Source organism: Trinickia sp. Z7, from assembly GCF_056498045.1.
The window spans coordinates 159,282-182,953 of sequence record NZ_JAUEQW010000003.1 but is presented as its reverse complement, the minus strand read 5'-3'; the positions used below and the strand labels follow the sequence as shown (position 1 = coordinate 182,953).

The following is a 23,672-nucleotide window of genomic DNA, read 5'->3' as shown; positions in this document are numbered from 1 at the left end:
GCACAGGCGGAGCGCCGCATGCCAGCGGCGCCCGTTACCGTGCTTACTTCGGCGTCATCCAACGCCCGTTCTGGTCGAGCTGCCGATAGGTCTGGAATTTCCCGCCTTTCACGATCACCGCCACATAGACCGCCTTGGAGCGATCGCCTTTTTCGTTGAACGCGATCTCGCCCGTCGCCCCGCTGAAATTCGATATCTTGTGCAAAGCGGTGACGATATCCGCGGGCTTGGTCGAATTGGCGTTCTCGATCGCTTTGGCCGTCACGGCGACGGCATCGTATTCGTAAATCGAATACGGTCCGGGCTCGACGCCGTAAGCCTTCTTGTAATCGTCGACGAAGCGGCGCGCCTTCGGGCCGGTCAGGAATGTGGGCAGCGGGGCCGTGGTGCAAATCATGCCGTTGGCCGCACTGCCGGCGGTTTTGATCAGCGTGGGCTGCGTCGTCCCATCGCCGCCCATGAAGTATTTGATGCGAAGCTTTAGCTGATGAAAATCCCGCGCGAGCAACGCGGCCTCGGGGTAATAGCCCGTGTAGTAGACGACGTCGGGCTTGAGCGCCGCCACTTGCTTGGCGACATCGGCGTAATCCATTTGCCCCGGCGTGAGCGCATCGTCATAAACCACCTCGATGCCCTGCTGCTTCAACGCCTGGACGGCGTTCTCGGCAAGTCCTTTCGAATAAGTCGTGTTGTCGTTCACGACGGCCACCGCCTTCGCATGCAGGACCTCCTTCATGAGCTTGGCGGCGAACGGCCCCTGCTCGTCGTCTCGGCCGATCGTGCGAAACGCGTTGTCCCAGCCTTTCTCGGTCAGTTCCGGATTGGTCGAGGCATCCATCACGTAAGCGAGGCCCGCGCCGTGAAACACGCGCAATTCGGGCAGCGCCGCGCTCGAACAGTAGCCGCCCGCCACCGCCACGACACCTTTTCCGACGAGCGTTTGCGCGGCCTGAGCCGCCTTGTCCGCGTCGCATTCGTCGTCTTCCTGCACGAGCTCGATCTTTTTGCCGAGCACGCCGCCGCGGCGATTGATGTCGTCGGCGGCCAGTTGCGCGCCATTCAAGATGTCCTTGCCGGCCGTCGCGTAGCCGCCCGACAGCGGCACCGGCACCCCGATTTTGATCGTCTCTTGCGCGCACGCGGCGCCGGGGGCGGCGGCGAGCGATAAGGCGGCTATGCCAAAGCCGGCGAGCGCCGCTCGCGCGAGAGCGCTCCATACACGCGCCGCTGCAGGTTGCCGAACCGTCATGTCTGTGCTCCTTGTGGTTTTTATGAACGGGGAGCGCGTCTCAGGCATTGGGGGCAGCGAACGCCGAGCCGCGGCCGCGGACACGCGAATCGCTAGTAGCAATCCACGCGCCGCGCCGCGCGGGCAGGCGAAGCATCGATCGCGCCTAGCCCGCCGCGCTACCTTGATAATAGGCGTCGAACCGTGCAGATCAAGCGAGTGCGTGCGGGAGGACGGCGGCCGCCGCGGAAGGCGGCGCGCCGGGCAAGCCTAAAGATCGGCGGCGTCTTCCTGCCAATCGATGTCGCCGCACAGGACGCACAGGCCGGTGCCGATCCGCACGGCCACCGACAGCGTCACGCAAGGAAGCGCTTCGTTGATCGACAGGTACGGCCGCGTTGCGTGAACGCGATCGGGCGCCTCGAGCGCGGCAAGGAAGTACGGACGGCGCATCCAGTTGGCCCCTTGTGCATCGGCCACCGGTAGAAACCGCGCTTCATGACCCGCGCGATCGGCGCGCAGGACAACGTTGCGGCCTTTCTGGCGGCCTTCTTCGTCCAACAGGAAGCAGCGCGCGGCGTGATCGAGCGCGAGGAAGTTCCAGCACACTTCCTCGAGCGGCTCGCCTTGGGCGAGGCGCTCACCCGCTCGTTCGAACGCGCGTAGGTACGGCGCGAGCCGGCTGGCACGCGCACGCTCGCGCGCCTGGCTCTGCGCACGGTGGCACTCGGCCAGGGCCGCGATGCGCTCGGCGGCGTAGGCGCTATCGGCGGCGCCCGGACTCGGCCGTCCGAAATGGAAGCCCTGAACGAAATCGGCGTCGCATGAGAACGCCAATTGGGCTTCGTGCTCGGTCTCGACGCCTTCGATGAGAACGAGCTTGCCGGCCTCGTGCAGCATGGCCACGAAGCCGGGCAGAATGGCCGCCGCTTGCGTGCGATGCGCCGCTTGCGAGAGCATCATGCGGTCGACCTTCACGATGTCGGGATCGAGCTGCCAAATTCGCTCCAAATTCGAATCGCCCGCGCCGAAATCGTCGAGTGCGATCAGGAAGCCCTGCTCGCGAAACCGGCGCGCTTCGTCGGCCAATTTGTCGAAGTCTTCGGCGCGCACCGCTTGCAGCTCCAGCACGATACGGCGCGGCGATAGTTCGAGCCGATCGAGGTGCGCGCGCAGCGCAGCCTCGTGATAGGAATCGGCGAGCGCTCCCGCGTGGATGTTCAGGAAAAGCCACTCGCGCTCGGCATGCAGCGTCTTGAAGTTCTCCAGATGCAGCGACTGCGCGAGACGATCGACATAGTGAAGCTCGCTCTGGCGCGCTGCGTCGCCGAATACGTCGAGCGGCGGCACCGGCCGATCGAAGATGTCGTGGGCGCGCAGCAGCGCCTCGTAGCCGACGGCGCGCAAGTGAGACAAGCTGAAGATCGGCTGGAACACGCTCGTGAGCGTGAGGTCGCGATGGCGCAACGCATAGCGTTGCAGCCCGGAGATTAGATCGGGTTCGAGCGATCGCGGCGCAGCTACGCCCCTTTCCCGCACGGAAATCACCATGGCGCTCCCCACGCGCGGCACGCGCGAACCGGTGACATGGCGTTCAAACGATGGCGACGCACACAAATGACGATAGACCTCATCGACGGCTCCCTCGGCTCTTTGTACTGTAGTGGCAGCCGTGAGCAAAGCAAGGTCCGTGCGCGGCCCGCACCGACGCATGGTGCGGCGGGCGCGAAGCGAGTCGGAGGCGGGTGGGCGCTTGCACGCGCCCTGGCAGGCGTTGCGCCGGGGCATGCGCGCTCGCACCGTCTAGGTGCAAGCGCGCACGCCGTCAGATCGACGATGGCGCTTAGAGCACCGGGCCGCGCGCCAATTCGCGGCGCAGCAATGCATAGAGCAGGATAGCGCCGAAGGTGGCGGTCCCGATGCCGCCGAGCGCGAACCCGCCAAGCTGCAACGAGAAATTGCCCGCGCCGATCACCAATGTCACGGCCGCGACGATCAGGTTTCGGTTGTCGGAGAAGTCGACTTTATTGACGACCCAAATGCGTGCGCCCGTCACGGCGATGAGCCCGAAGACGACGATCGAGACGCCGCCCAGCACGGGGCCGGGGATCGTCTGTATCAGCGCGCCGAACTTCGGCGAGAAGCCGAGCACGATCGCGATGACGGCCGCCACGACGAACACGATCGTCGAGTAGATCTTGGTGACCGCCATGACACCGATGTTTTCAGCGTAGGTCGTGACGCCCGTGCCGCCGGCGAAGCCCGAAACGATGGTTGCAAGGCCGTCGCCCACGAACGCGCGGCCGATGTAGCGATCGAGGTTGTGCCCCGTCATGGCGCTGACGGCCTTGATGTGGCCCAGGTTCTCGGCGACGAGAATGATGGCGACGGGCGCCAGCAGCAACATGGCATGCCCATCGAAGACGGGCGCCGAGAAGTGCGGCAAACCGAACCAGGCGGCGTTGGCGACGATCGAGAAATCGATCGGCTTGCCAAGGCCCATGCCGTTGGTGGCGATGGCGTAGATCGCGTAGGCGATCAGCAAGCCTACGAGAATGAGCAGCCGTTGCACCATGCCGCGCGTGAACACGGCGACGATGCCGACACTGAGCACGGTGACGACGGCCATCCACGAATCGAAGTTCGAACCGCTCACGCTTTTCACGGCGATCGGGGCGAGGTTCAGGCCGATGACCGCGACGATCGAACCGGTGACGACGGGCGGCATGAGGGTCTCGATCCACTTCGTGCCGACCGCTGCGACGATGAGCCCGATGATCGCGTAGACCACGCCGCAGACGATGATCCCCCCGAGCGCAACGGGGATGTTCAGGTTGGGGCCGTGTCCCGCATAGCCCGTCACGGCGATGACGAGCCCGATGAACGAGAAGCTCGAGCCCAGATAGCTCGGCACGCGGCCGCCGACGAGCGCGAAGAACAGCAAGGTGCCGATGCCGGACATGAGAATGCACACGTTCGGATCGAAGCCCATGAGCAGCGGGGCGAGCACGGTCGAGCCGAACATGGCGACGACGTGTTGAACGCCCATGGCGAACGTCTGCGGCCAGGGCAAACGCTCGTCGGGCGCGACGACACGGCCCTCGGCGGCGCGCGGCGCGATGCGCCAGCGCGGAAAATAGGATTCGGCCATGCTGATTGGGCTCCTTCTCGCTTGGGGGGGCCGCCTTGATGCGGCGGCATATTGGAATCACGCGCGAGTTTAAGGACAGCAATAAGCGGTGGCAAGCTGTCGATGGACCGCTACCTCGTCCAACCAAGCTTCGGCCTAGCCATGCCACCGGCAAACGCGCTGCAGGAACGCCCAGCGACGCGAAGGCAGACCGCAGAAACCACGGCTAGGCACAGCCGCCGGGCCGCGACTAGCGATAAAAGCGCCGCCACTCTATGCACCCGGATGCGGTCGGCACGGCCCACGTTCTATTTCAGGCAATGCCACCGGAACTGCACAGCGACGCCTCCCGCGGCCCGGCTTCGCCGCGCTCGCAGAAGACCATTCGATAGGTCCCCACGGGATGCGCGGCGACGAAGCGGCGAAAGATCCGGACCGGCTCGCAGCGCATGCCGCACGTGAATGCATCGAAGAATGCGCGTCCTTCGTCGGGATACGTATGCAGCGAAACGTGCGACTCGGCGAGCAGCAGCAAAATCGTGACGCCGTTCGGTTCGAACGCATGCTCGATCGTGCCGAGCACGGTCGAGCCCTCGGCCACGGCAGCATCGGTCAGCGCGCGCACGAGCGCGCCACGATCATTGAGTAGCGCCTGATCGGCGTGCGCAATGTCGACCAGCACATGACGGCCATAGGCCAGATGCAGCGATTCATTCATGACGATTGGAAGCCCGTGCAGTGCCTGCGTAGCCCACCGATACGACGGCCACGCCGATGATCGAAATCCCGACGGCGACCGGCGCAATGGCGCTGAGCGCACCCGCGAATGCGCCCGACATCGCCTCGCTCGTATTGGCCAGCGTCGAGAACAAGCTGAAGTTCTTGCCGACGTTCGCGTCGGTGGATAAGCGCTGAATGTTCGTGGGCAGCACCACATCGACGAACGCACCGATTGCGCCGAGCGCGAAACACCCGGCGAACGTCGCCGGCGCACTGACTGCGCACAACGGCAGGAGCGCCAGCATGAAGCCGTAGCAGCGCCAATACGTCATCAAGCTCGGGGTGCTGAAATCGCGCGAGACGCTACTGCATACGAGGGCGCCGATCAACGCTCCGAGGGCAATGGCGCTCATCGCGAAGCCGATCACGCTGTCGGCATAGCCTTCGCTCTTGAGCATCGTCGGGATGAGCACGCGCAAGGCCGCGCCGACAAACAGAATGCACAACGCCGAATATCCAATGCTGACGAACAGCTCGCGCTTGGCCAGCGATGCCTTGAAGTTCGCCGCGAACTCGCCGTACAAGCCGCGCAGCGTGCAGCGCGCGACGGACTCGGCGCATGCGGTAGCGTCGCCGCGTGTCACCGGCACGGAGGCCGTGAGCGTTCGCCAAACGCAGAGCGCCGAAACCAAATAGGTCGCGGCATCGATCGCCAGCACGTAGCCCGAGTCCGCCACGGCATACAGCAGCGCGCCACCGAGCGCGGGACCGACTAGGCCGCCCATTTCCGCTGCCATTTGCGCCGCGCCGTTCGCCGCAGGCAAGTGCTCGGCCCGCACCAGCGCGGGAATGGCGCCCTGGAACGCGGGCTGAAACAGCGTGCGAAACGCCGTCATCGACATCCCGATCAGCGCCAACGCGGTCGCGTCCATCCTCACACTCGACAACAGGAAGCAAAACGCGGCCGTGATGAGCATCCGCGCCAGATCGGCGGCAATCATCAACGAGCGGCGCGAGAGCCGATCCGATAGCGCGCCGCCCAGCGGGCCGAGCACGACGTAGGGGATGAACCGAAAAAAATAGATCGCGCCCGAGAGCGCCACGTTCGCATGCGTGACGTTCAGCACCGTCACGATGAAGATGAATTCGTGAACGCCGTCGCCGATCTGCGACAGCAGGTTGCCCGTCAACAGGATGGACAGACGGCGTTCCTTGCGCAGCATCGCGAGCATCGTCAGCCCTCGGCGGCGTGCGCGGGCATGAGCGGAAACAGCAGTTCCCGCTTGGAGAAGCGCCGGCCGGGATCTTTCAGCTTGTCGATCACCATGCCGTTCATCAGCAACTGATCGGCGCCCGGCATGAGGTAGTACATGAGATTCACGTACCAATACCAACCTAGCTTGGTCAACGCCAAGGACGTATCGTCCTCGACGACGAATCCTTCTTGCCGAACACGGTCCAGCTTTTCGAGCACTTCTGGATGCACGGCGTCCCACCGCACGTGCCGTTTATCGAGACGGCCGTGATACGGCAAACGCAGCACGATCGGCCGGGCGAAATCGAGCGCCCGCTCATGCCCGCTGATTTCGCAGGGCACGCGGCCTTGCGCGATCGCCTCGCGATAGACCTTCTTGCTGTGGGTTTGCGTCAGTACGTGCCCCATCGTCGAGCTGATCGCATTGACACCGAAGCCCATCAGGTCGTGGTCGTGATAGCCGTATACGTGCTCGTGATAGACGAACGAATATGCGTCGCTCACGACATCGCCCGTCGCCGCCGTGCGGAAGTAACCGTGGCCGTTGTGCGGCATGAACCCCGCATGCCGCATCGCTTGGTCGATCAACAGGTTCATGCCGAACTTGCGCATGGCGGAGGTGGGCGCGGCGCCGGCCGCCTCCAGCTTCGCGTGCAAGCCGACTTGCGTCACGATGTTGTCGATCGGATAGATGTCGACGTTGGTCGTTCCGAGCGCAACGGCCGCTTCCAAATCGGCAATCAACTCATCTTCGTCTTGACCGCTCATGCCGTACAAAATATCGAACGTTTGATACGGAAAGAGTCGTTTCAACAGCGCCGCCGCGTCATGGATTTGATCGAGCGTGGCGGTCAGATCGAACATTTCGCGCCATTTCGGCGAAAAGCTTTGCAGGCCGAAGCGCGGATGTGTAACGCCGATCGCGCGCATCGCTTGCGCACGCTCCTGCGTCAAACTCTTGGCTTCGACCTCGAACGAAAATTCGCGCAGGTGCGACAAATCGAAAGTGCGCCGGATCAATTCGCCGAGCTCGACGATCTGCTCCGGATCCAGCAGGCTGGGCGTGCCGCCGCCGAAGAAGATCGCTCTGACCGGCACGCGCTTCAAGTCGATGAGATCCGCTTTCAAGCGAATTTCGGCAAGCAAGCTCGCGAAGTATTCGTCGATGACGGCGCGGCTCGAATAGCGGCCTCGCGTAAACGGGCAGAAGTTGCAAATCGTGTCGCAAAACGGAATATGGAAATACAGCGCGCGCGATCGCACATGGCGCGCCGCCTCGTTCCAGACTTGCGGCACGGACGCCGCCGCGCGGGCTTTGCCCTGGTTCGGAAAGAAAAAGTTGTAGATCGGAAACTGGCGATCGAATTTGACGAGCGTGCTGCCTGAGCGCAACTGCATGCGTTTCTCCAAATGGAAGGGGCGTGCGGCCCCTTCTCGCTTCTATGCCGAACCGCTTACCAAACGCCCATCTTCACGGGCATGCGCTGCACCTTGGGCGGCTCGAAGTAGTGCGATACGTCGTTCATTTCGGACTCCTAATTGAATGCAGGACACCTCCTGCGGGACGTTGGCCGGGAACGCCAACATTCGGTGAGACATCGCCACCACATCTTACACAGGCGATGTTTATCTCGATTGAGCTAATTTAACAAAGGGTTCGATCGCAACGAACCCGTCAAGCTTGATAGGGGGCGCCCGCGCTACGGACGTGCCGTGCGCAATGTCGGCGCGGATGAACGACAGGGAGGGAGCGGGCGCACGCAGCGCCCGGCAAGGGGAGAGAGGGAAGATGGTCGAAAGCGGCCGCCTCGGGTCGCTTACCGCTTAGCGCTTGGCGTGCTTGGCTTGCCACGCTTTCATGAATTGAATCTCTTTGCGCTGGCTCGTCACGATGCGCTCGGCGAGGCGCTTCAGTTGCGGGTCTTTGCCATATTTGAGCTCGACTTGCGCCATATCCACCGCGCCTTGATGATGCGGGACCATGTGCGAAACGAAGTCTTCGTCGGCATTGCCGGTATAGGCTGATCCTTGCATCGACTTCATCATCCGCTCGTCCGCGGACTTGAATGCGGCGGTGGAATCGCCGGTTGCGCCCTGACTGCCTGCGGGCGCCGATTGCGCTTCGGCCGTGCTGCTCATGCTGGGCATCGATGCGCCCTGCTGGGCCGGCGCCGCGAGCGGCGCGCTTAAGAGCGCGGCGGCGGCAGTCCAAAGAAGCGATGAACCGATCTTGCGGGGACGTTGCATGCGTATCACCTCCTCGTTGATGGTGGACCGCCGTGCGCGTGGCGCAAACGGAGCGCGGGACGCGCAAGCGGCAAGCGAAGCGCCGGGTTGCGCCGGCTCTGCATCGATTTCGCCGCAAATTCGATGCCGACGATCGATCGCGATCAAAAGCGCGATCAAACGCGCGCTCTCGGCGCTTCTTCGCGATGTTTGGAGTATTTTTTTATTTGGCATCGGCTCTCGTGCGCGCGGCGTCCGCCCGGCGCCGCGACCTGTGCTCAAATCACGTAGGCGCACATCACTGGCCGAAACGCCCTGCCTCGGCGGCCGCTGCAACCATTCATCCACGGAGATCGATCCATGCCATCCCCGATCACGCACCCGTCCAGCCCGTCGCTGCCTGCGCCCGGCGGCCACTACAGCCATGCGACGGTCGCCAACGACTTCGTCTTCGTCTCGGGCCAGTTGCCGATCACGCCCACGGGACAAAAACTAGCCGACCAACCGTTCGACGCGCAGGCCAGGCAAGTGCTGACCAACGTCGAGCAAGCGCTGCTGGCGGCCGGCAGCGGCATCGAAAAGCTCGTGCAGGTGCGGGTGTACGTCGACGACATCGCGAACTGGGCCGCCTTCAACGACGTATACGGGCAATGGATCGGCGCTGCGCGTCCCTCGCGCGCGGTCGTGCCGACCGGAGCGCTGCATTACGGCTTCAAGGTGGAAGTCGAAGCGATCGCAGTCATCTAACGTAGCTCGAACCCCGGCCGAACCGCGAACCGACGACGATGGAAAAGAACCGCCTGGAAGCATTCAGCGATGGCGTCATGGCCGTCATCATCACCATCATGGTGCTCGAACTGAAAGTCCCGCACGGAGAGGACCTGCCCGCGCTGGCCGAGCTTTGGCCCGTTGCCATGAGCTACGTGCTCAGCTTCATCTACGTCGGGATCTATTGGAACAATCACCACCACCTGCTGCAGGCCGCGCACCGCGTGACCGGCGCGATTCTCTGGTGGAATCTGCATCTGTTGTTTTGGCTGTCGCTCTTGCCGTTCAGCACGGGATGGATGGGGGAGAATCATTTCGCGCAGTGGCCGACCGTGCTCTACGGCGCCAACCTGCTCGCGTGCGCGTGCGCCTGGTTCATCTTGCAAACCGGGCTCGTGCGCCACCATGGTCCGGGCAGTCTGCTTGCCCAGGCGATTGGCCGCGATCTGAAAGGCAAGGCTTCGCCGCTATTGTATCTGCTGGGCATCGCGGCGGCGTGGGCGGGCTATCCGCGCATCGGCCTCGCTTTCTTCGCCGGGGTGGCGTTGGTGTGGCTCGTGCCCGACCGCCGCGTCGAGCGACTGATCGCTGCGCGCGATACGGTCTCCGAGCGCTAGCGCCGAGGCGGGACGCGTCGCTGCGGGTGACCCCGCGCAGCGGGTCTAGGGCCGATTCGTTAGGGATCCTATGCAAAGCGACACGCGCCGCTGGCAATCGAGCGAGCGGCGAGTGCTTGGGGTCACCGCAGCCAGATCAACGCTCGGCTTCGAACCCGGGCAGCGCTTGCGTGCCTTCGCGCGCGACGGCGTGAAGCCAGCCCGGCTTCAGATCGAGCAGACGCAGGATGGTCGGCGCAACTTGCGTCGTCTCCACCGGCGCGGCGATCGTGCGTGCATGATGGATGCCGGGCACTGCCACCAATAAGCCCAAGTGGCCGTCGTCGGGCGCGTTGCCGCCGTGCTCTTCGTCCTTCTTCTTGCTCGACGAGTAAATCACGCCGGGGTTGGGCTGCACGACGATGTCGGGCGTGCGGCCCAACGCGGGATCGCCGAAGCGGCGCGCAAGCTCCGGCCCGGAGAGGATGTATGCCTGCGGCCCGTCGGCGCAGATGCCAGGGGCATTGCAACCGAGATTCGCCTTCAACGTCGCCACCACGGCGTCACGTTGCGAGCGATCGCGCAGCCAAACGAGACCTACGTCGTCGGTCTGCACGAAGCCCGTGCCGACAAGGCCCGTGCCGTCGTTCAAATTGCCGGAGGCCGTGGCGTTCTGGCCAAAGTTGCCGTTGGAGTCGAGATAGTCGTGGGCTTCGAGCAGCGCCGTCAACGTATCGCCATTCTTGACGAGCTTCGTGTGATCGGTCGGCGATTGGCCATGCTTGGCCGTCACGATGATGGCCGTGCTCGAAAACAGATCGCGCTGCTTCAATTCGGCGACCATGCGGCCGACCGCGGCATCGGCAAAGGTGATGGCGGCCGCGACTTGCGGCCCAGGCGTGAAAGCGGCGTCGAGATAGCCGCCGCCCTTCGCCACAGGCGCCTTCTGGGCGACGCTCAGGGTCTGGAAGTTCGTGCCGAACACCGTGGGCACCGCCGCGCTCACCGCGCCCGTCGAATCTTTACCATCGATCTCGTTGAGGATCGCCTGCACGTGATAGTCGTCGAACTTCTCGGTGTGCGTGTAGACGTCGGTGTAATCGGAATGGGTCGCCGGGTCGATCGAATTGATTTCGGTGCGTGCGAGGTCGTCCACCCCATGGCCCGAAGGCCCGTTGACCCAGTCGTAGCCCCACGCGTGCTTATCCGCCCATGCCGTGCGCGCATTGGGCACATGTTGTTTGACGACTTCGAAAATCGTATTCGTCTTCACGTAGTCGTGCGGATAAACCGGCTTGCAGACGCCCGCCACCAGCGCATGTGGGATGGCTTGCGGGTTGAATGCGCCGCCGCCGTCGAGATGAATCAGCGCGCCGCCGTTTTCGGCATCGATGCCCGTCGTTTCGTCGAAGACGACGTTCCAGCCTTGTTTGCCGGTGCAATTGACATCCGACGGCGCATACAGCGTGCGGTCGTACGACACGTCGTAGAAGAGGCCCGCCGTTTTCGGCGAACCGCCCGTCACCAGCGCCGCGAGACCCGGAAACGAATCGGAAAGGCCGGGGGTGCGCGCCTCGGTATAGGTAATGCCCGATTGCGCGAGGACGGCCAAGTTCGGGCACGTGTTCGCGCCGATGCAGCGCGCGAGGTCTTGCTCGTGCAGCCCATCGATGCTGATCAGCAGGACTCGTTCGACGTGCTTGCGGTCATGGCCGCGACCCTGTTCCGGTCCGTGGCTGAAATCGTTCGCTTGCGCGGCGCTTTGCACGCCGGCCATCGCGAACGCGGCGCTTGCCACAGCCGCGCCCATGTGCGACCACCTCCTGCGGTTTTTCATGCTTCACCTCATCGTTGGGGGAGAGAAACGGAACGGAAACGGGACGGCGCAAACCGATGACTCTCTACGACGAATGCGAAGCTGCGATGACGGTCCGCTTTCGGGCCGCTGTCGGCCTGGTACGACGAATGGAGAGGCGAGGCTGGGATGCGGCTCGTGAATGCGGAATGCAGTGACAGAGGGGGAAGCGGGATGGGCGTGCACGCATGCATCCTTGGACGAATGCATGAGCGTTTGCGCGGTCAACCGGCGGGGTCGCGCACCGTTAACGGAGAGAAGCCTTTCGCTTCACACCACTTTGGGAGGAAATGGTCATGTTGAACAAATTTGTCTTGGCGGCTATCGCGGGCATGTTTGCGGTGGGCATGGCCCACGCTCAAGCCTCCGGCGCCGCGGCGGCAAGCGGTGCGGCGGCTGCGCCCGCGTCCTCGGATTGCGCGGCGCAGGCCGTAGGCAAGAACGGCAAGCCGCTGGCGGGCGCGGCCAAGACGTCGTTCATCAAGAAATGCAAGGCAGACAAGATGAAGTCGGCGAAGGCGGACTGCGAAACCAAAGCCGTCGGCTCGAACGGCAAGCCGCTCGCCGGCGCGGCGAAGGCCTCTTTCGTGAAGAAGTGCGAAGCGGACGCCGCCAAGTAAGACTTCACTGAAAAGCGGGAGGGGCCGGTACCGGCTCGTCCCGCTCAGTTCTCTCGGCTAGCCGACGCTCGGCTCGCCTTCGCCGGACTGCCGCCCCGGCTTATCGGCCGGGGACTGCTTGCGCCCTCGGTCGTCACGCTCCGGCATGCGACTGCGCGCGTTATCGCTGTGATGCGCCGGCTCCGGCCGCTCCGCCATCTGTTGCGGCTCCTTGTTGCGCTGTTTCATGCTCGTCCCCCTTTAGTCGTTACGCAGGCTCATGGTGGACCGCAATAAACGGGCCGCCTGCGGCCTGGCCATGCTACCGAATCCAGTCTTTGCACCGGCGCGTGTATCGCCGTCCGAAAATCGCGGTTCAAATCCAAATTCAGCTCAACGACGAGGCGGGTGTTTTCCCTGAGGGGAGCGGCGCTGTGTCCTGCCCGTCGGCAAGCGGGCGCCGCCGGGGTTGGCCCGTGCGCGCAGCATGATTGCGGGCTGCAGCGCGCATTGGCCCTCATTGCGGTCCCCCGGGCAATTAAGCGAGCCCCGTTTATTTCGGCGAATCAGGCATGTAACGCGCCTTTAGTTTTATCCACGTGCCGCCGACAACCAGATAGATAGTGGGCGTCCTTCGCGGAGAGTGCGGGGCGCCGTTGGGATTCCACGCAGAGGGCAGGCATGACTAGCCACGACATCATGCACGATGAGCGCACGCAGCTCACGAGCAAAAACAAGTTCGAACTTCTTCTCTTTCGCTTGGGCCAAGCACGGCCTGGCACGGAGCCTGCGTTGTACGGCATCAACGTTTTCAAGGTTCGAGAAATCATCACGAACCGCGAAATCACGCCGATCGCCGGAGCGCCGGATGCGGTGTCGGGCGCCATCGACATTCGCGGTCAGATCATCCCGGTGATCGATTTGTGCAAGCTCACGCGCAGCACGCCAACCCGCGAACCGAACATTTTGTTGATTACCGAGTTCGCGCGTACGACGCAGGCATTTGCTGTCGAAGATGTCGACGACATCGTCCGGCTCGAGTGGAGCCAAGTGCATCCGGCGGAATGCGCGGGCGGCACGGGGTATATCACTAGCATTGCGCGCTTCAACGGCGAATCGGGCGAATTGCGCCTCGCCCAGGTGCTCGACGTCGAGCAGGTCATGCGCGACGTTTTCCCCGAGCAGCATCGCGACGTCGACAAAGCGGAATTGAGCGCCGAAATCAACTATGCGGCCGGCGGAAAGATTTTGGCCGCGGACGATTCGGCGTTTGCCCGTACCCTGCTCGACCAAGCGCTGACGGCAATCGGCGCGCCGCACATGCTCGCGACGACGGGCGAAGAAGCGTGGCAAATGCTGCAACGGATCGCCGACGAAGCCGAGAAAGAAAAGGTGCCGGCGCGCGACAAGATCTCGCTCGTCATCACCGATTTGGAAATGCCCGAAATGGACGGTTTCATGCTGACCCGCCGCATCAAAGCGGACGAGCGGCTCAAGCATATTCCCGTGATCATTCATTCGTCTTTGACGGGATCGGCGAACGAGGCGCACGTACGTAATGCGGGGGCGAACGGATATGTGGCCAAGTTCGCGCCGAAGGAGCTTTGCGAAGCGATTACGGAGGCGTTGGCGTCGTAAGTGTTCGGCGGCCGTTTGCCTTTTCATGCCTGTCGCGCACTCGCGTTTACGTTCAGTGCGGCCGACCCGCATCGAGCCACGCTTGTACGGTGTTCGGCGTCAATCGATACCGAGCGCAGTTGAATACTTCCAACTTCTTCAATTCATCGAGCAGCATGGCCTGAAAGCCCGGCGCCGTGCTCTCCGAGAGCCCCAACTCGGACTGCGCGGCCTGCGCGGACTTGCGGTTTGCGACGACCAAAGCGATCGCGTCCGTCAGGCGCTCACGGTAACGAAGGCGAAGCGCGTCCGGCTTACCCATCGATTCCATTACGACAACATACCGCTTCATCGAGCGCCGGTAGGTCCAGGCGAACAGATCCACCGCGAGCGAGGTGTCCCTGAACTCGTACACACCGAGCATTGCGCGTGCGTAGTCGTATGGCTCGACATCCAAGAACGATAGCGGAGCGCAGTTGTACAGCATCAGCGGGATATTCGCCGCCAGGCGGCTGGTGCGCTTGTTGCCATCCTCGAACGGCTGCAGATAGGCCAGGTTGACCCACAGAAAAAAGGCCGCCTCGATTGGATTCTTGATGAATCTCGCCTTGTTTAGGATGATCTCGAGCATCTCTTCGAGTACAGCCGGTACCTGCGTGGGCACATAAACCGTGTCGCTGATATTGACCACTTTTCTACGAATGGCCCCCAACCCATCAGCATCCGCGAGGAGGTCTTGCATCAGCACTGCATGCAGGTTTCTGACGAGCGAAGTGGACAACCCTTGAAGCGGGACCGCGTCCACGAGGAATTCGATAGCCGCTTTGTGATTGAGCAGCATCACCGCATTGGCATCGTCGTCGGCCGTTCCTCGCTTGAATAACTCCTCAGTCGCCAGCATGGTGTACGGGTTGCCTTCCAGGCGAGACGACGACCATGACAGGTCGATCAGCAGTTGCTCGAGCACTTTGCGCGCGTACGTGCCAGCCGGCAATTGTTCCCTCATGCTCCCTGCACGATACAGCGCTTCGGCCAGATCCCTCGGCATGAGCCAACTATCGTTGGGCACATAGTTTTCGACGAACTCTCGTTGGTATGTCACCGGGTCGCGCGCGGCAAGGGGGACATCGAGTTTCTTGCGCAGATCGGTGGCTGCGGCCGACCACACCGGCTGAGATGGCGTTTCGACCTCGGTCAGCGGTGTGGCGGCGATAGGTTGCGCGGTGGAGGCGCCCGCAGCCAGACGATACCGGGTCGCTCGTGCCTGGCCGCTGCGCGTGAGCTGCCCATTGGCGAGCAACGCGTCGAGGTGGCGTCGGACGGTGGCCGAGCTGCCGCCGGTCGCTGCAATGACCTCGGCGGAGGACACCTCCGGCTGCCCGGCTTCGGCCAGGCGCCCGATAACCTTGAGGATGACTTCCGGTGTCACTTTGGCCATATATCTGCTCAGAATCTGCTCAAATTTGAGCAGATTCTATAGGAATGAGCAGATACTTGGAGCGAATGAGCAGATACTTCGTGCGTGAGCAGATATCGTGCTGACTTGGGCGCACCTGTCGTCAGAGCGCCGGCTCGCCCCTGCCGAGCGATGGTGCAAAGAAGGCCGCTGCCTGAGTGAGGCGTCACAACTGGTTACCCTTCGAGCTTTTTGCGATTTCGGCGCCGGGCCGCAAGGGACAGCGCTCATACGCCGAGTTGGCCGAGGGATACGGCTTCAAGATCGACGCATGCCCGCCGCACGATCCGCAGAAGAATGGGATCATCGAATCGGGCGTCAAATACATCAAGAAGTCCTTCCTACCGCTGCGTACGTTTCGTGATCTGGCCGAAGCGAAGCGCATCGGTGCCGCTTGCCACGCCGTCGTCCTCGCGTTGTTCAACGATCAGGTGCTGGTCAACCTGCGCGGTTCGCAGGGCATCTTGCAGCTCGAGGCCAAGGTCGGTGCAGTTCGACTCGAAACCGCCTCGCCTGACAACTCAACCAAGCCGGAAATCTCCACTTCCGACCGGGACCAATTCTGGTTCAGCGTCACCGAAAAAGGGGGCACCAACTCGCAATAGTCACTCAGCTGAGTGCCGTCCGTGCAAGGCGCGATACGAGATGGAGCGGGTCGGGCTGAGCTCGCTACGTCGTGATGGACCCAATCGTCTGTGATGCAATGAGCTTCGGCAACGGGTCACATTTGCACTGGCACAGGTCGTTCTCGAGCGCCACTTGCTTGCCCATGACCGTCATCGAACGGGGGGCGCCATCGCCGACAATGACGCCCTCCGTCCCGCACGCGGGGCATTGCACGGCAGCGCCGAGATAGGCCAAAGGCTGCCCTTGCAACGACGAATTTCCGATACCGTAGGTGACGACGCCATCACGGTCAGTTTTGTCTCCCTTGCGAATGAATCTGCGGCTCATGATGCGACTCCCTCCGTCTGCTCCGGAGATGGCATGCAAGCGCGCTCAATGTCGTCAGGCCATACGGGCTCATGGCAGGTCAACTGTGCGACATGATATGCGACCGTGAAAAGAAACGTCGGTATTGCGGCGATGACGCCGACGAACTGAAGAAACAAGTTCCCCGAACGAAACATATCCGACATGCCATCGAACTGTAGGTTCAAGGAGTTCCGAAAGGAAATCTTTGTGGATAGGTACTCGGCGACCGGCGGGACAGAACCGGGGCCGTCCTCCATGAATCGGCGGTAGTACTCGAAGTCCTCAAAAAGTTCGGACATGACCCGTCTGCCAAGTTCGCCTTCTTCCGAATACGCAAGCACCACTCGTTTGCCAATTCGGAAGCTGTCAGATACTTGTCCCTGCTCATCAAGGACCAGACAGTGAACCATGCGAGCCGCAGTTGACGTCAAACCCGCTTTGGGTTGCCGTTCCACGTAGAGGAACGCGTCGTCCCACGGCACGGAAACAACGCCACCAGGTCCGTTGTGACGAAATGCATAAATCTTGCGGTCCACTCTATTGAAGCGAATCGGCCTACGCGTGTAGTTGAAGCAGTCCTTCAAAAGAGAACGGAGCGGCAATATAAAAACGCCGATTCCCACGAGCGTGAACAGTCCAAAGGTCCAGTGTACCAGGCCCGTCTGCCCCTTTTGCTGTATCGCGGCGGGAACGTGGGTGGCCATCCAAGCAGTCATGGCCGTCAAACATAAGGCTCCGATTCCCGCTGTAAAAAATGCAAGCACCCCCCAGCCTTTCTCGCGGTAGAGCCCGTCGCAAACCTCCAGGTAGGTATCGGTGGCCGCAAAGACGGTGCCACGGCTTGTCGCCCTCTCTGCGCACGGCTTTTTCTGCTGTAGGCGTGCCGATACCTCTGCGTCTGTCGGGGACCGCTTCATACGACGCCAGCTTCCATTAGAAGTCATGCTTGCTCCTGGTTACGAAATGACAGACACAAGCGCCTTTTGGTCCTCCGCCAGCGACTGGAACCGCTCCTTCGCTTCCTTTATCCCGAAGTAGCATTGTTCCAGCCAATCATTGATTTCTCGTCCCTTGAAGTAGTTAATCACCACACCAAGTATCGCGGCGATGACAAGAAGCGGTAGCGCGAGTACGGGGCTGCTGAACGCAGCCCATACCAACGCGACGCCGAGGAACCCGGACAACGTGTAGAGGGTTGCGACCAAGTAATTTCCATGCTGGAGCTCGTCCCATGCGTGATAGCCGTCGATAGCGGCGGAAATCAGCCCCACTACCGCTCCGCCGAACTTTCCCACAATTTCCATACCTCTGCCGAGCTTGAGCCAGCCCTCTCCGATTTTTGCTCCGGACTTCTCGATTAATTCTATCGTATGATGTCCGTACTGCGAGACGCTAGCAACCAACCCGGCTGCTGCATTGTCGAACTTGATGGTGTTCTCGGTCGAGTTGAAGTGATTGGACTTCTTCAGTTCCTCGCGAGCGAAACGCAAATTGATAGCGTTGAAAATTGCGCCGATGCCGGCATAGGCCGGCTCCCCTCGGGCGAATAACCGAAACTTCGGCATGTAAATCTTCTCGACGACCTCCGGCGTCAACGTCGCGGCCATCATCTTCACCGAGACGCCTGGGCTCGGCTTCATACCGGCCATGGCGGCAGCTTCGTCCGGGAGGGTCTCGACCGGAACGAACTGCTTCGCCTTGACCTCCCAATCCTTTTCGCCGGTGGGCGCGGCTTTTTCTTGAAGTGCCTTTTGCAAGTCTTGAACATCCGCTTGCTGCCGGCCAGGCAGCATCACCTGCATTTGGCGGGCGATATAGCTGACCCATTGAGTAGGCGACCCGTACACCGGCTTGCACTCAAAAACCTTTCCAGTTCGCACACACATTGCCGCGTAAATTACCTTAGCAGCGACTCCATCCACATTCTTGGTCACTACCTCGACAATTGGCCCGCCTGCCTCGTGCAGCAGGCGGGCGAACGAGCCCGAAAGGGCGGCGGCGAGCCCGTGGTCAGCGCGTTTAGTAACGTACGCCACGTTGCTATACGACTCAATGAGCTTTGCCACGGTTTCTCGAAGCTCCTTGTACGGATAGCTCGATGCCTCCTTAACCTTTTCTCCCAACACAGGGTCGTTCAGCACGAAAGCACGAAGTAGCGGATTGCGCGTGTCGGTGACATCGCCCTGTGCCCATTTGACGAGCACATCAACCGTCTCCTTGCGGTCTGCCGCCCCTTCAATGCAATGAGCGAGCAAGTTCGTGTAGCCGACTGCGCCGCGACAATCTCCAGCCTCATAGTCGAACTGAAAGACATTCAGTAGCGCTGAACTGGTTAGCCATGCCTGATGGTCCTGCGATAGAGGGACAAGCGTATTCGTTTGCTCTTGCTTCAACGCACCAGCCATCTGGTGTTGGAAATCGATAATAGCCTTCGGTCGATAGTGCCATGTATATGGCTTCCACGCTTCGGGGCCGGCAGTTACGAGGCTCGCCTTCTTCATCTCCTCGATACTCTTGAGCTGCTTTTCGAGAAGCTTACCCCCGTCGAATAGAGCGGTGGTCCCCAGTCCCTCGTAGGTATTGGCCTCCATCAGACGGGAGCCGCTTTCCACGTCTTCGTTGGCTGAGGCGATGATGGATTTCTGCAACGCGTCGATTGCGCTCGCGGCCCAGATGCCGTGCCCATAGGGCTCGAGCGCGGCGCCATATGCGGCCCGTTGCTCGAAGTTCAGCTCTTGCGTGATGCCGGCCGGGTCCCACAATGCAAAGACAAGCCCTTTCTCGGGCGTGATAGAGTCCATCGCTTTCTTAAGGTCTGGTCCTTGCCCCGCACGGTTGTGATACGTGAAACAAGCAGTCGATAAAGCGTCTGGCGCACTTCCCTTGTATTCATTCAGCAGGTCTGCGACGTGCGTCACGCTCTCCGCATGGGGCTGCTGCGTGCTGCCGTTAAACCAACCCGCCGCGTCGAATTTTTGCATCCGCTTGTCGCGGCAACCCATGAAGTTGGTCGCATACGTGTCGCGCACCTTCTTCGTCCAACGCTCCTCGCTGAAAGCGACATACACGACGCCTGCCTTTTGCGCATCCTCGATGGTTATGCACTGTGCGAGCTGCGCGTGTCCTGCCTGCTTACAGTGAAACGGCTGCTCAAGACTACGGTCGATGTTCATATCCGGCGGGAATTCGTACAAATTCCCTTCGTCCGTCACTGCATAGGCCTGCCATCGCCCGGTCTTCGGATAGAACACGTACACGTATCCGTAACGCAGCGTGCGCAACGTGTACTTGGCCTTCTTGAGCGCAATACTCGTTACGCCGTCGCCAAACTTACCGCCCATGAGCCTCACTGCGCCGGATGCGCTGTGCGCCTTTGTGTCGGCGAATGCGGAATACCGGACCGGCAAGATGGGAAGCCCCTTCTTCTTGCACATGTTGCAGCTGCCGGACTCACGCGTCGGCGCCTGCAATGCCGATGTCGTCAGTTGACTAATACTCGAGAAGTCGAAGTCGTATGCCATTTTTTGTTCGGTTCACATTTGAGACGGCGCAGCGGTCACTCGTACTGGATGCTCTCGCGCGCAATGGCCTCCCAGTCGGGCTGCGTCCAACGCGCAACGGTTTCCGCGTAGGAGTGCTTTTCGGGTTCCCGCAGCACGGCCCGCACGCGCGGGTGACGGTCGAAGTAAGGGGAGATAACGGTCCCGTGAAGAGCGAAAGCCAAAAGGTCCGCACCGACGAGGCCGTATGTCTCGCCCTTCGCCAATTGGGCGTCAACCAGCGACGGCATATCGGGCTTGATTGCCGTGCCGTTGCCGCGAAGCGTCTCTAGCGCCCGCTCGATAACCTCAATGCGGGCGACCTGCCTGTACTGCGCGCTAGTGAGCGCGAAATCGTCGCTCGGGACCTTCGCGCCTTCTACCGTCACCCATCCCGCCTGACGGTCCAGATAGGTCCAACGTGCGACCGGTCCCATCAGGGCGCCTAACTGCTCGCGTTTCAGTATCCATCGCAGGTGCGCGAAAACACGCGGGTCGTAGTAGCGAAAAATCGCCGCCTCTCCATCTGGCTTTGGCAGCGCGAGGCGTGCTGAAAGATGGCTGTGCAATCGATGTGTTGCCTTGTCGCACTCGAGGATGGCGCAGAGAACAGGCGGCGCTCCCGACGCACACGAACGCTCTGCCCGCTCGCGCAATGCAGGCATCTGTTCGTTCGGATGCTCGGCACAATAGAGCACCGGAGCATTACCAGCTAATTCTGCCCGCTCCTCAGGCACCAGTTCGCCGACGGCATAAACGGGCGGCACATCAGGAAGCTCCAGCTTCCCATTGAGGGGTTCAACGACGACGTAGTGAATCATTGAATGCCTATACGAGTGCAGCGCCGGACTGTGCGGCAGCGCCCATCTGCTGCGCGCATGATTTGGCCGGTGCAAGTTGTGCCGAAGCATTCTCGCTAGCAGGTCCGTCGAAGACATGCTGCGCGCCCTTGACCTCGACTGTCCCTGGCGCATGCACGTAGATGTTTCCGCCCGCGAGCCGGATGGTTGCGCCGCCGGCTCTGAGCGTAATTTCTTTCTGCGCCATCACGTCGACGGCGTCGGCTGTGGAAACGACCTTGACGGTCTTATCGGCCGTGATTTCGATGTTGTCCGACTGCGCCTGCAACTGAACCTTTCCCTTGCCAGCGAACAACTTGATTCCCGCGTTCTGCACGAAGAAGCTGAGCTTCTCGCCAACGCTCGCAATCCATGATTTCGCCGTCGAAATGTAGGTGCTCGAACCGCTCACAAGGTTGATGTGCTCGGTGGCGACAGCATGCAGCGACTGCTGAGTCGACAGACCCATGCCCGCGGGGCTGGCCAGCAGCATGATGGGTTGCGAGAAGCCGTTTGCGCTGCCACTGCCGCCGCCTGCCGTGCGGCCGCCGCTCTGGCTACCCTGGGCGTTGCTCCGCGTGGCGGACGCGAAGTCGTTGATAGCGCGTTGAGCCTCGTCGAGGCTCTCTGCCTGGGCATCCGCTGCGGCAAGCGAGCGCCGCTGAATGACGCCGCCGGAGTCAACAAGGTGCTGCGTCGCCTCCTTGACGTCGAGCGGTTGGCCCGAAGTTCCGCCGCGCGCGTACGTCGAAACGTAAAGCCCTTGCCCGGCGCGCAGCGCACCCCACGAGTCCGTCTTTAAGTGAAACCCCGTGCCGAGGTAGCTCCCGCGCGTATTGTCCGTGTGGTCAATGAGGTAGCCGATGTCGAGGTATGAACTCGCCGTTGAGCTGTATAGGCGGGCGCGATTCTGGGCCGTGGCGTCGTCAAAAACCAGTTGGTTAGAACCTCCCCCACCGTACTCCTTCGACTTGAAACCAGATAGCAGGCCGTTCGTATGCCAGTGAGGCGTATTGCTTCCATTGAACAGCACACCTGTCACGACCGGACGGTCGCAATCACCATCGACGTAGTCGATTGCGACTTCGTGGCCTATCCGCGGCACGAATACGCCCCCAAAGGCGCCTCCCGCATTCGGCGATACCACGCGCATCCAGCACGACGATGACTGGTCGTTGTTGCCCAACCGGTCCCAATGCATCTGAACCTTCACGCGATTCAACTCGTCGGTGAATATTTCCTCATTTGCTGGGCCGACGACCGTCGCCGTCTGCATGTGCATCACGGGCTTCTTGTGCTCGAAGGGGCTGCGATAGGGAACGCGTCGTCGTTGTGCCTCGATTTCCACCAAACAGAAGCTTTCGTTGCCGCCGGGGTCTCTCGACGTGAACACTGCGTGTAGGTCCTTATATTCGGCCCTCACACGCGTCATCTGCCGCTGCAAGCTATGGGGAAATGGGCGAGTGTTGCCCAACGGCAGATTATTCTGGATGTACCACCGCACCGCGATGGTCGCGAACTCTTGGTCTTGCGAGGTATCGGAGTCATGCTCGGGATGGTTCGCGAGGTGGAACCATCTCCCGGCGTCCATACACGGCACGCTACCTACGCCAAAGAACCGCTTGGTTCGCGAGTCGAGTTCCTCGATGCGAAATCGGACGGCGCGTTCGCCCCGGTCCTCGCGTTCTTCGGTCAGAGGGAAGCTGTACGGTCCCGCATACTCATAGACTTGGAGCTCATCCGGTCTATCGCCGTGGCGTGCCCTCGAAACGCCGCCACGCTCCTTCGGCCAAGCCGGGCGCTTATAGTCCGGCGTGCGCGTCGCGTATCCAACGCTCTCGACGATACGCTCGCTGCCCCACTCCACGAGCGCGTCGAGGCCGTCGCCCCGATCGCCGCGGTAAAACGTGACGTCCCGCGAGTCGAGTGGCCTGCACCGATAGATGTCGTCGGTCACGACGACCGTATGTGATTTGCCGTCGTCGGCCTGTTCGATGTAAGTGAACCAGCCTTCGGACTCCATCAACCGATGGACGAAGTTATCGTCGGTTTCGTACTGCGTGCAGTAGGAACGCTTCGCGCCACGGTCCGCTACATCGAACCGATACTGGCCTCTCGCGAGCGAATGGCCGTCGAATACCTGAGTCAGGATGTCGGCAGCTGTCGCTTCCTGGAAGATTCGCGCATCCTTGCGATGCCGCAAAAATCTCATCCACGATGAGAATGTCAGCTGATAGTAAGTGAAGCCCCCCTCGGAACCGAGGCGGCGCGTCGCGAAAACGAACCCGTGATAAGGCAGATAGGCGTTGTCCCGCTGACGAACCCACAGAGTGACGGGCTGCGCCATCAGCTTCTTCAACTCGATGGCGCGCTCGCGCGACACCACATCCACCGTGAATTCGCAGTCCCGCCCGATGCGAGACTCGCCCACGACTCGCTGAGGTAAGAGCGCCTGGGCGCCCAAGGGCGTCTGCAGTATCAGTGCGCGGTTAGCCTGCTCGATTCCGGTTTCGAGTGCGAGCGAATGAGCCGACCTACCCATATTGATTACCTCTCCAACTGCGCGGGCATATTAAAGGAGGAGAATAATAAATTAAAAATCTACGCAATTACAATGAGTTAGCCGATTTCCAAACAATTCAAAATTCGCCAGCCGCCACTCCGGAAATTTATGCCGGATGAAAGCGTTTCCATTTCTGTCGTCGCGCTGATATAGGGATTTTTTGCTGAAAATATTGGAATTCCGACGAAGCCTTGATGTGGTGTCATCTCGAAATTGCTTCGATGCATGAACTCGAACTGGGTCGCTCGCAGTCAGCTAACGCTTGTCGCGGCCCTCATCCGCGTCTGCATTGCGGTCCTTCAAGAA

General features: G+C 61.6%; 19 protein-coding genes and 1 pseudogene. 5 read left to right on the top strand and 15 right to left on the bottom strand.

Translation table 11 applies throughout. The features are described 5' to 3' along the window. Positions 1-43: 43 nt before the first annotated feature. The 7 genes from QQS38_RS07320 to copM all read right to left on the bottom strand — a co-directional run bounded on the left by QQS38_RS07320 (position 44) and on the right by copM (position 8,580). Positions 44-1,249, bottom strand: a complete 1,206-nt coding sequence (locus QQS38_RS07320) for a branched-chain amino acid ABC transporter substrate-binding protein (protein WP_479644709.1) — start codon at positions 1,247-1,249, stop codon at positions 44-46. A 249-nt stretch (positions 1,250-1,498) separates the two neighbouring features. Continuing rightward, entirely contained in the window at positions 1,499-2,779 is a 1,281-nt protein-coding gene (locus tag QQS38_RS07315) for an EAL domain-containing protein (protein ID WP_479644708.1), read from the bottom strand. 292 nt (positions 2,780-3,071) lie between these two features. Next, positions 3,072-4,379 carry a solute carrier family 23 protein gene (locus QQS38_RS07310; protein WP_479644707.1) on the bottom strand — a complete coding sequence of 436 codons (1,308 nt, stop codon included), beginning with the start codon at positions 4,377-4,379 and terminating at the stop codon, positions 3,072-3,074. Between the two features lie 292 nt (positions 4,380-4,671). After that, on the bottom strand, positions 4,672-5,076 hold the full coding sequence (gene speD, locus QQS38_RS07305; RefSeq protein WP_479644706.1) for an adenosylmethionine decarboxylase: 405 nt from the start codon (positions 5,074-5,076) through the stop codon (positions 4,672-4,674). After that, positions 5,069-6,310: an MFS transporter gene (locus QQS38_RS07300; RefSeq protein WP_479644705.1), complete on the bottom strand. Its 1,242-nt coding sequence runs from the start codon at positions 6,308-6,310 to the stop codon at positions 5,069-5,071. Before QQS38_RS07300 ends, speD begins: the two co-directional genes overlap by 8 nt. Before the next feature lie 2 nt (positions 6,311-6,312). Then, positions 6,313-7,731 (bottom strand): coproporphyrinogen-III oxidase family protein, encoded by a 1,419-nt coding sequence (locus tag QQS38_RS07295; RefSeq protein ID WP_479644704.1) that lies wholly within the window; start codon positions 7,729-7,731, stop codon positions 6,313-6,315. 426 nt (positions 7,732-8,157) lie between these two features. Continuing rightward, complete coding sequence (copM, locus tag QQS38_RS07290) at positions 8,158-8,580, bottom strand: CopM family metallochaperone (RefSeq protein ID WP_479644703.1); 423 nt, start codon at positions 8,578-8,580, stop codon at positions 8,158-8,160. A 339-nt stretch (positions 8,581-8,919) separates the two neighbouring features. Here copM and QQS38_RS07285 point away from each other — a divergent pair, with 339 nt between their 5' ends. Together QQS38_RS07285 and QQS38_RS07280 are read left to right on the top strand one after the other, a co-directional pair. Beyond that, complete coding sequence (locus QQS38_RS07285) at positions 8,920-9,306, top strand: RidA family protein (RefSeq protein ID WP_479644702.1); 387 nt, start codon at positions 8,920-8,922, stop codon at positions 9,304-9,306. Between the two features lie 38 nt (positions 9,307-9,344). Continuing rightward, positions 9,345-9,944 carry a TMEM175 family protein gene (locus QQS38_RS07280; protein ID WP_479644701.1) on the top strand — a complete coding sequence of 200 codons (600 nt, stop codon included), beginning with the start codon at positions 9,345-9,347 and terminating at the stop codon, positions 9,942-9,944. A gap of 136 nt (positions 9,945-10,080) precedes the next feature. On the opposite strand, the gene QQS38_RS07275 is transcribed toward QQS38_RS07280, so the two are convergent. Continuing rightward, a complete protein-coding gene (locus QQS38_RS07275) occupies positions 10,081-11,760 on the bottom strand; it encodes an alkaline phosphatase family protein (RefSeq protein ID WP_479644700.1) in 1,680 nt (559 codons plus the stop codon). A 314-nt stretch (positions 11,761-12,074) separates the two neighbouring features. Here QQS38_RS07275 and QQS38_RS07270 point away from each other — a divergent pair, with 314 nt between their 5' ends. Then, positions 12,075-12,398, top strand: coding sequence for a hypothetical protein (locus tag QQS38_RS07270; protein WP_479644699.1), 324 nt, complete (start codon positions 12,075-12,077; stop codon positions 12,396-12,398). 57 nt (positions 12,399-12,455) lie between these two features. On the opposite strand, the gene QQS38_RS07265 is transcribed toward QQS38_RS07270, so the two are convergent. Further along, on the bottom strand, positions 12,456-12,626 hold the full coding sequence (locus QQS38_RS07265) for a hypothetical protein (protein ID WP_479644698.1): 171 nt from the start codon (positions 12,624-12,626) through the stop codon (positions 12,456-12,458). A gap of 432 nt (positions 12,627-13,058) precedes the next feature. Here QQS38_RS07265 and QQS38_RS07260 point away from each other — a divergent pair, with 432 nt between their 5' ends. After that, positions 13,059-14,015: a chemotaxis protein CheW gene (locus QQS38_RS07260; protein WP_479644697.1), complete on the top strand. Its 957-nt coding sequence runs from the start codon at positions 13,059-13,061 to the stop codon at positions 14,013-14,015. A gap of 52 nt (positions 14,016-14,067) precedes the next feature. Here the strand turns inward: QQS38_RS07260 and QQS38_RS07255 are convergent, their stop codons facing one another. Beyond that, on the bottom strand, positions 14,068-15,432 hold the full coding sequence (locus QQS38_RS07255) for a Fic family protein (protein WP_479644696.1): 1,365 nt from the start codon (positions 15,430-15,432) through the stop codon (positions 14,068-14,070). A 239-nt stretch (positions 15,433-15,671) separates the two neighbouring features. Here QQS38_RS07255 and QQS38_RS07250 point away from each other — a divergent pair. Continuing rightward, a pseudogene (locus QQS38_RS07250) lies at positions 15,672-15,833 on the top strand (IS21 family transposase); the annotation flags it as partial. Between the two features lie 286 nt (positions 15,834-16,119). Here QQS38_RS07250 and QQS38_RS07245 read toward each other — a convergent pair. The 5 genes from QQS38_RS07245 to QQS38_RS07225 are packed head-to-tail and all read right to left on the bottom strand — an operon-like array spanning position 16,120 to position 23,345. Continuing rightward, positions 16,120-16,404: a PAAR domain-containing protein gene (locus QQS38_RS07245; RefSeq protein ID WP_479644695.1), complete on the bottom strand. Its 285-nt coding sequence runs from the start codon at positions 16,402-16,404 to the stop codon at positions 16,120-16,122. Next, complete coding sequence (locus QQS38_RS07240) at positions 16,401-17,342, bottom strand: DUF6708 domain-containing protein (RefSeq protein WP_479644694.1); 942 nt, start codon at positions 17,340-17,342, stop codon at positions 16,401-16,403. The genes QQS38_RS07245 and QQS38_RS07240 overlap by 4 nt, the downstream gene beginning before the upstream one ends. A gap of 39 nt (positions 17,343-17,381) precedes the next feature. After that, entirely contained in the window at positions 17,382-19,946 is a 2,565-nt protein-coding gene (locus tag QQS38_RS07235) for a T6SS effector BTH_I2691 family protein (protein WP_479644693.1), read from the bottom strand. Between the two features lie 35 nt (positions 19,947-19,981). Beyond that, complete coding sequence (locus QQS38_RS07230; RefSeq protein ID WP_479644692.1) at positions 19,982-20,785, bottom strand: DUF4123 domain-containing protein; 804 nt, start codon at positions 20,783-20,785, stop codon at positions 19,982-19,984. A 7-nt stretch (positions 20,786-20,792) separates the two neighbouring features. Then, positions 20,793-23,345: a type VI secretion system Vgr family protein gene (locus QQS38_RS07225; RefSeq protein ID WP_479644691.1), complete on the bottom strand. Its 2,553-nt coding sequence runs from the start codon at positions 23,343-23,345 to the stop codon at positions 20,793-20,795. Between the last annotated feature and the right edge of the window lie 327 nt (positions 23,346-23,672).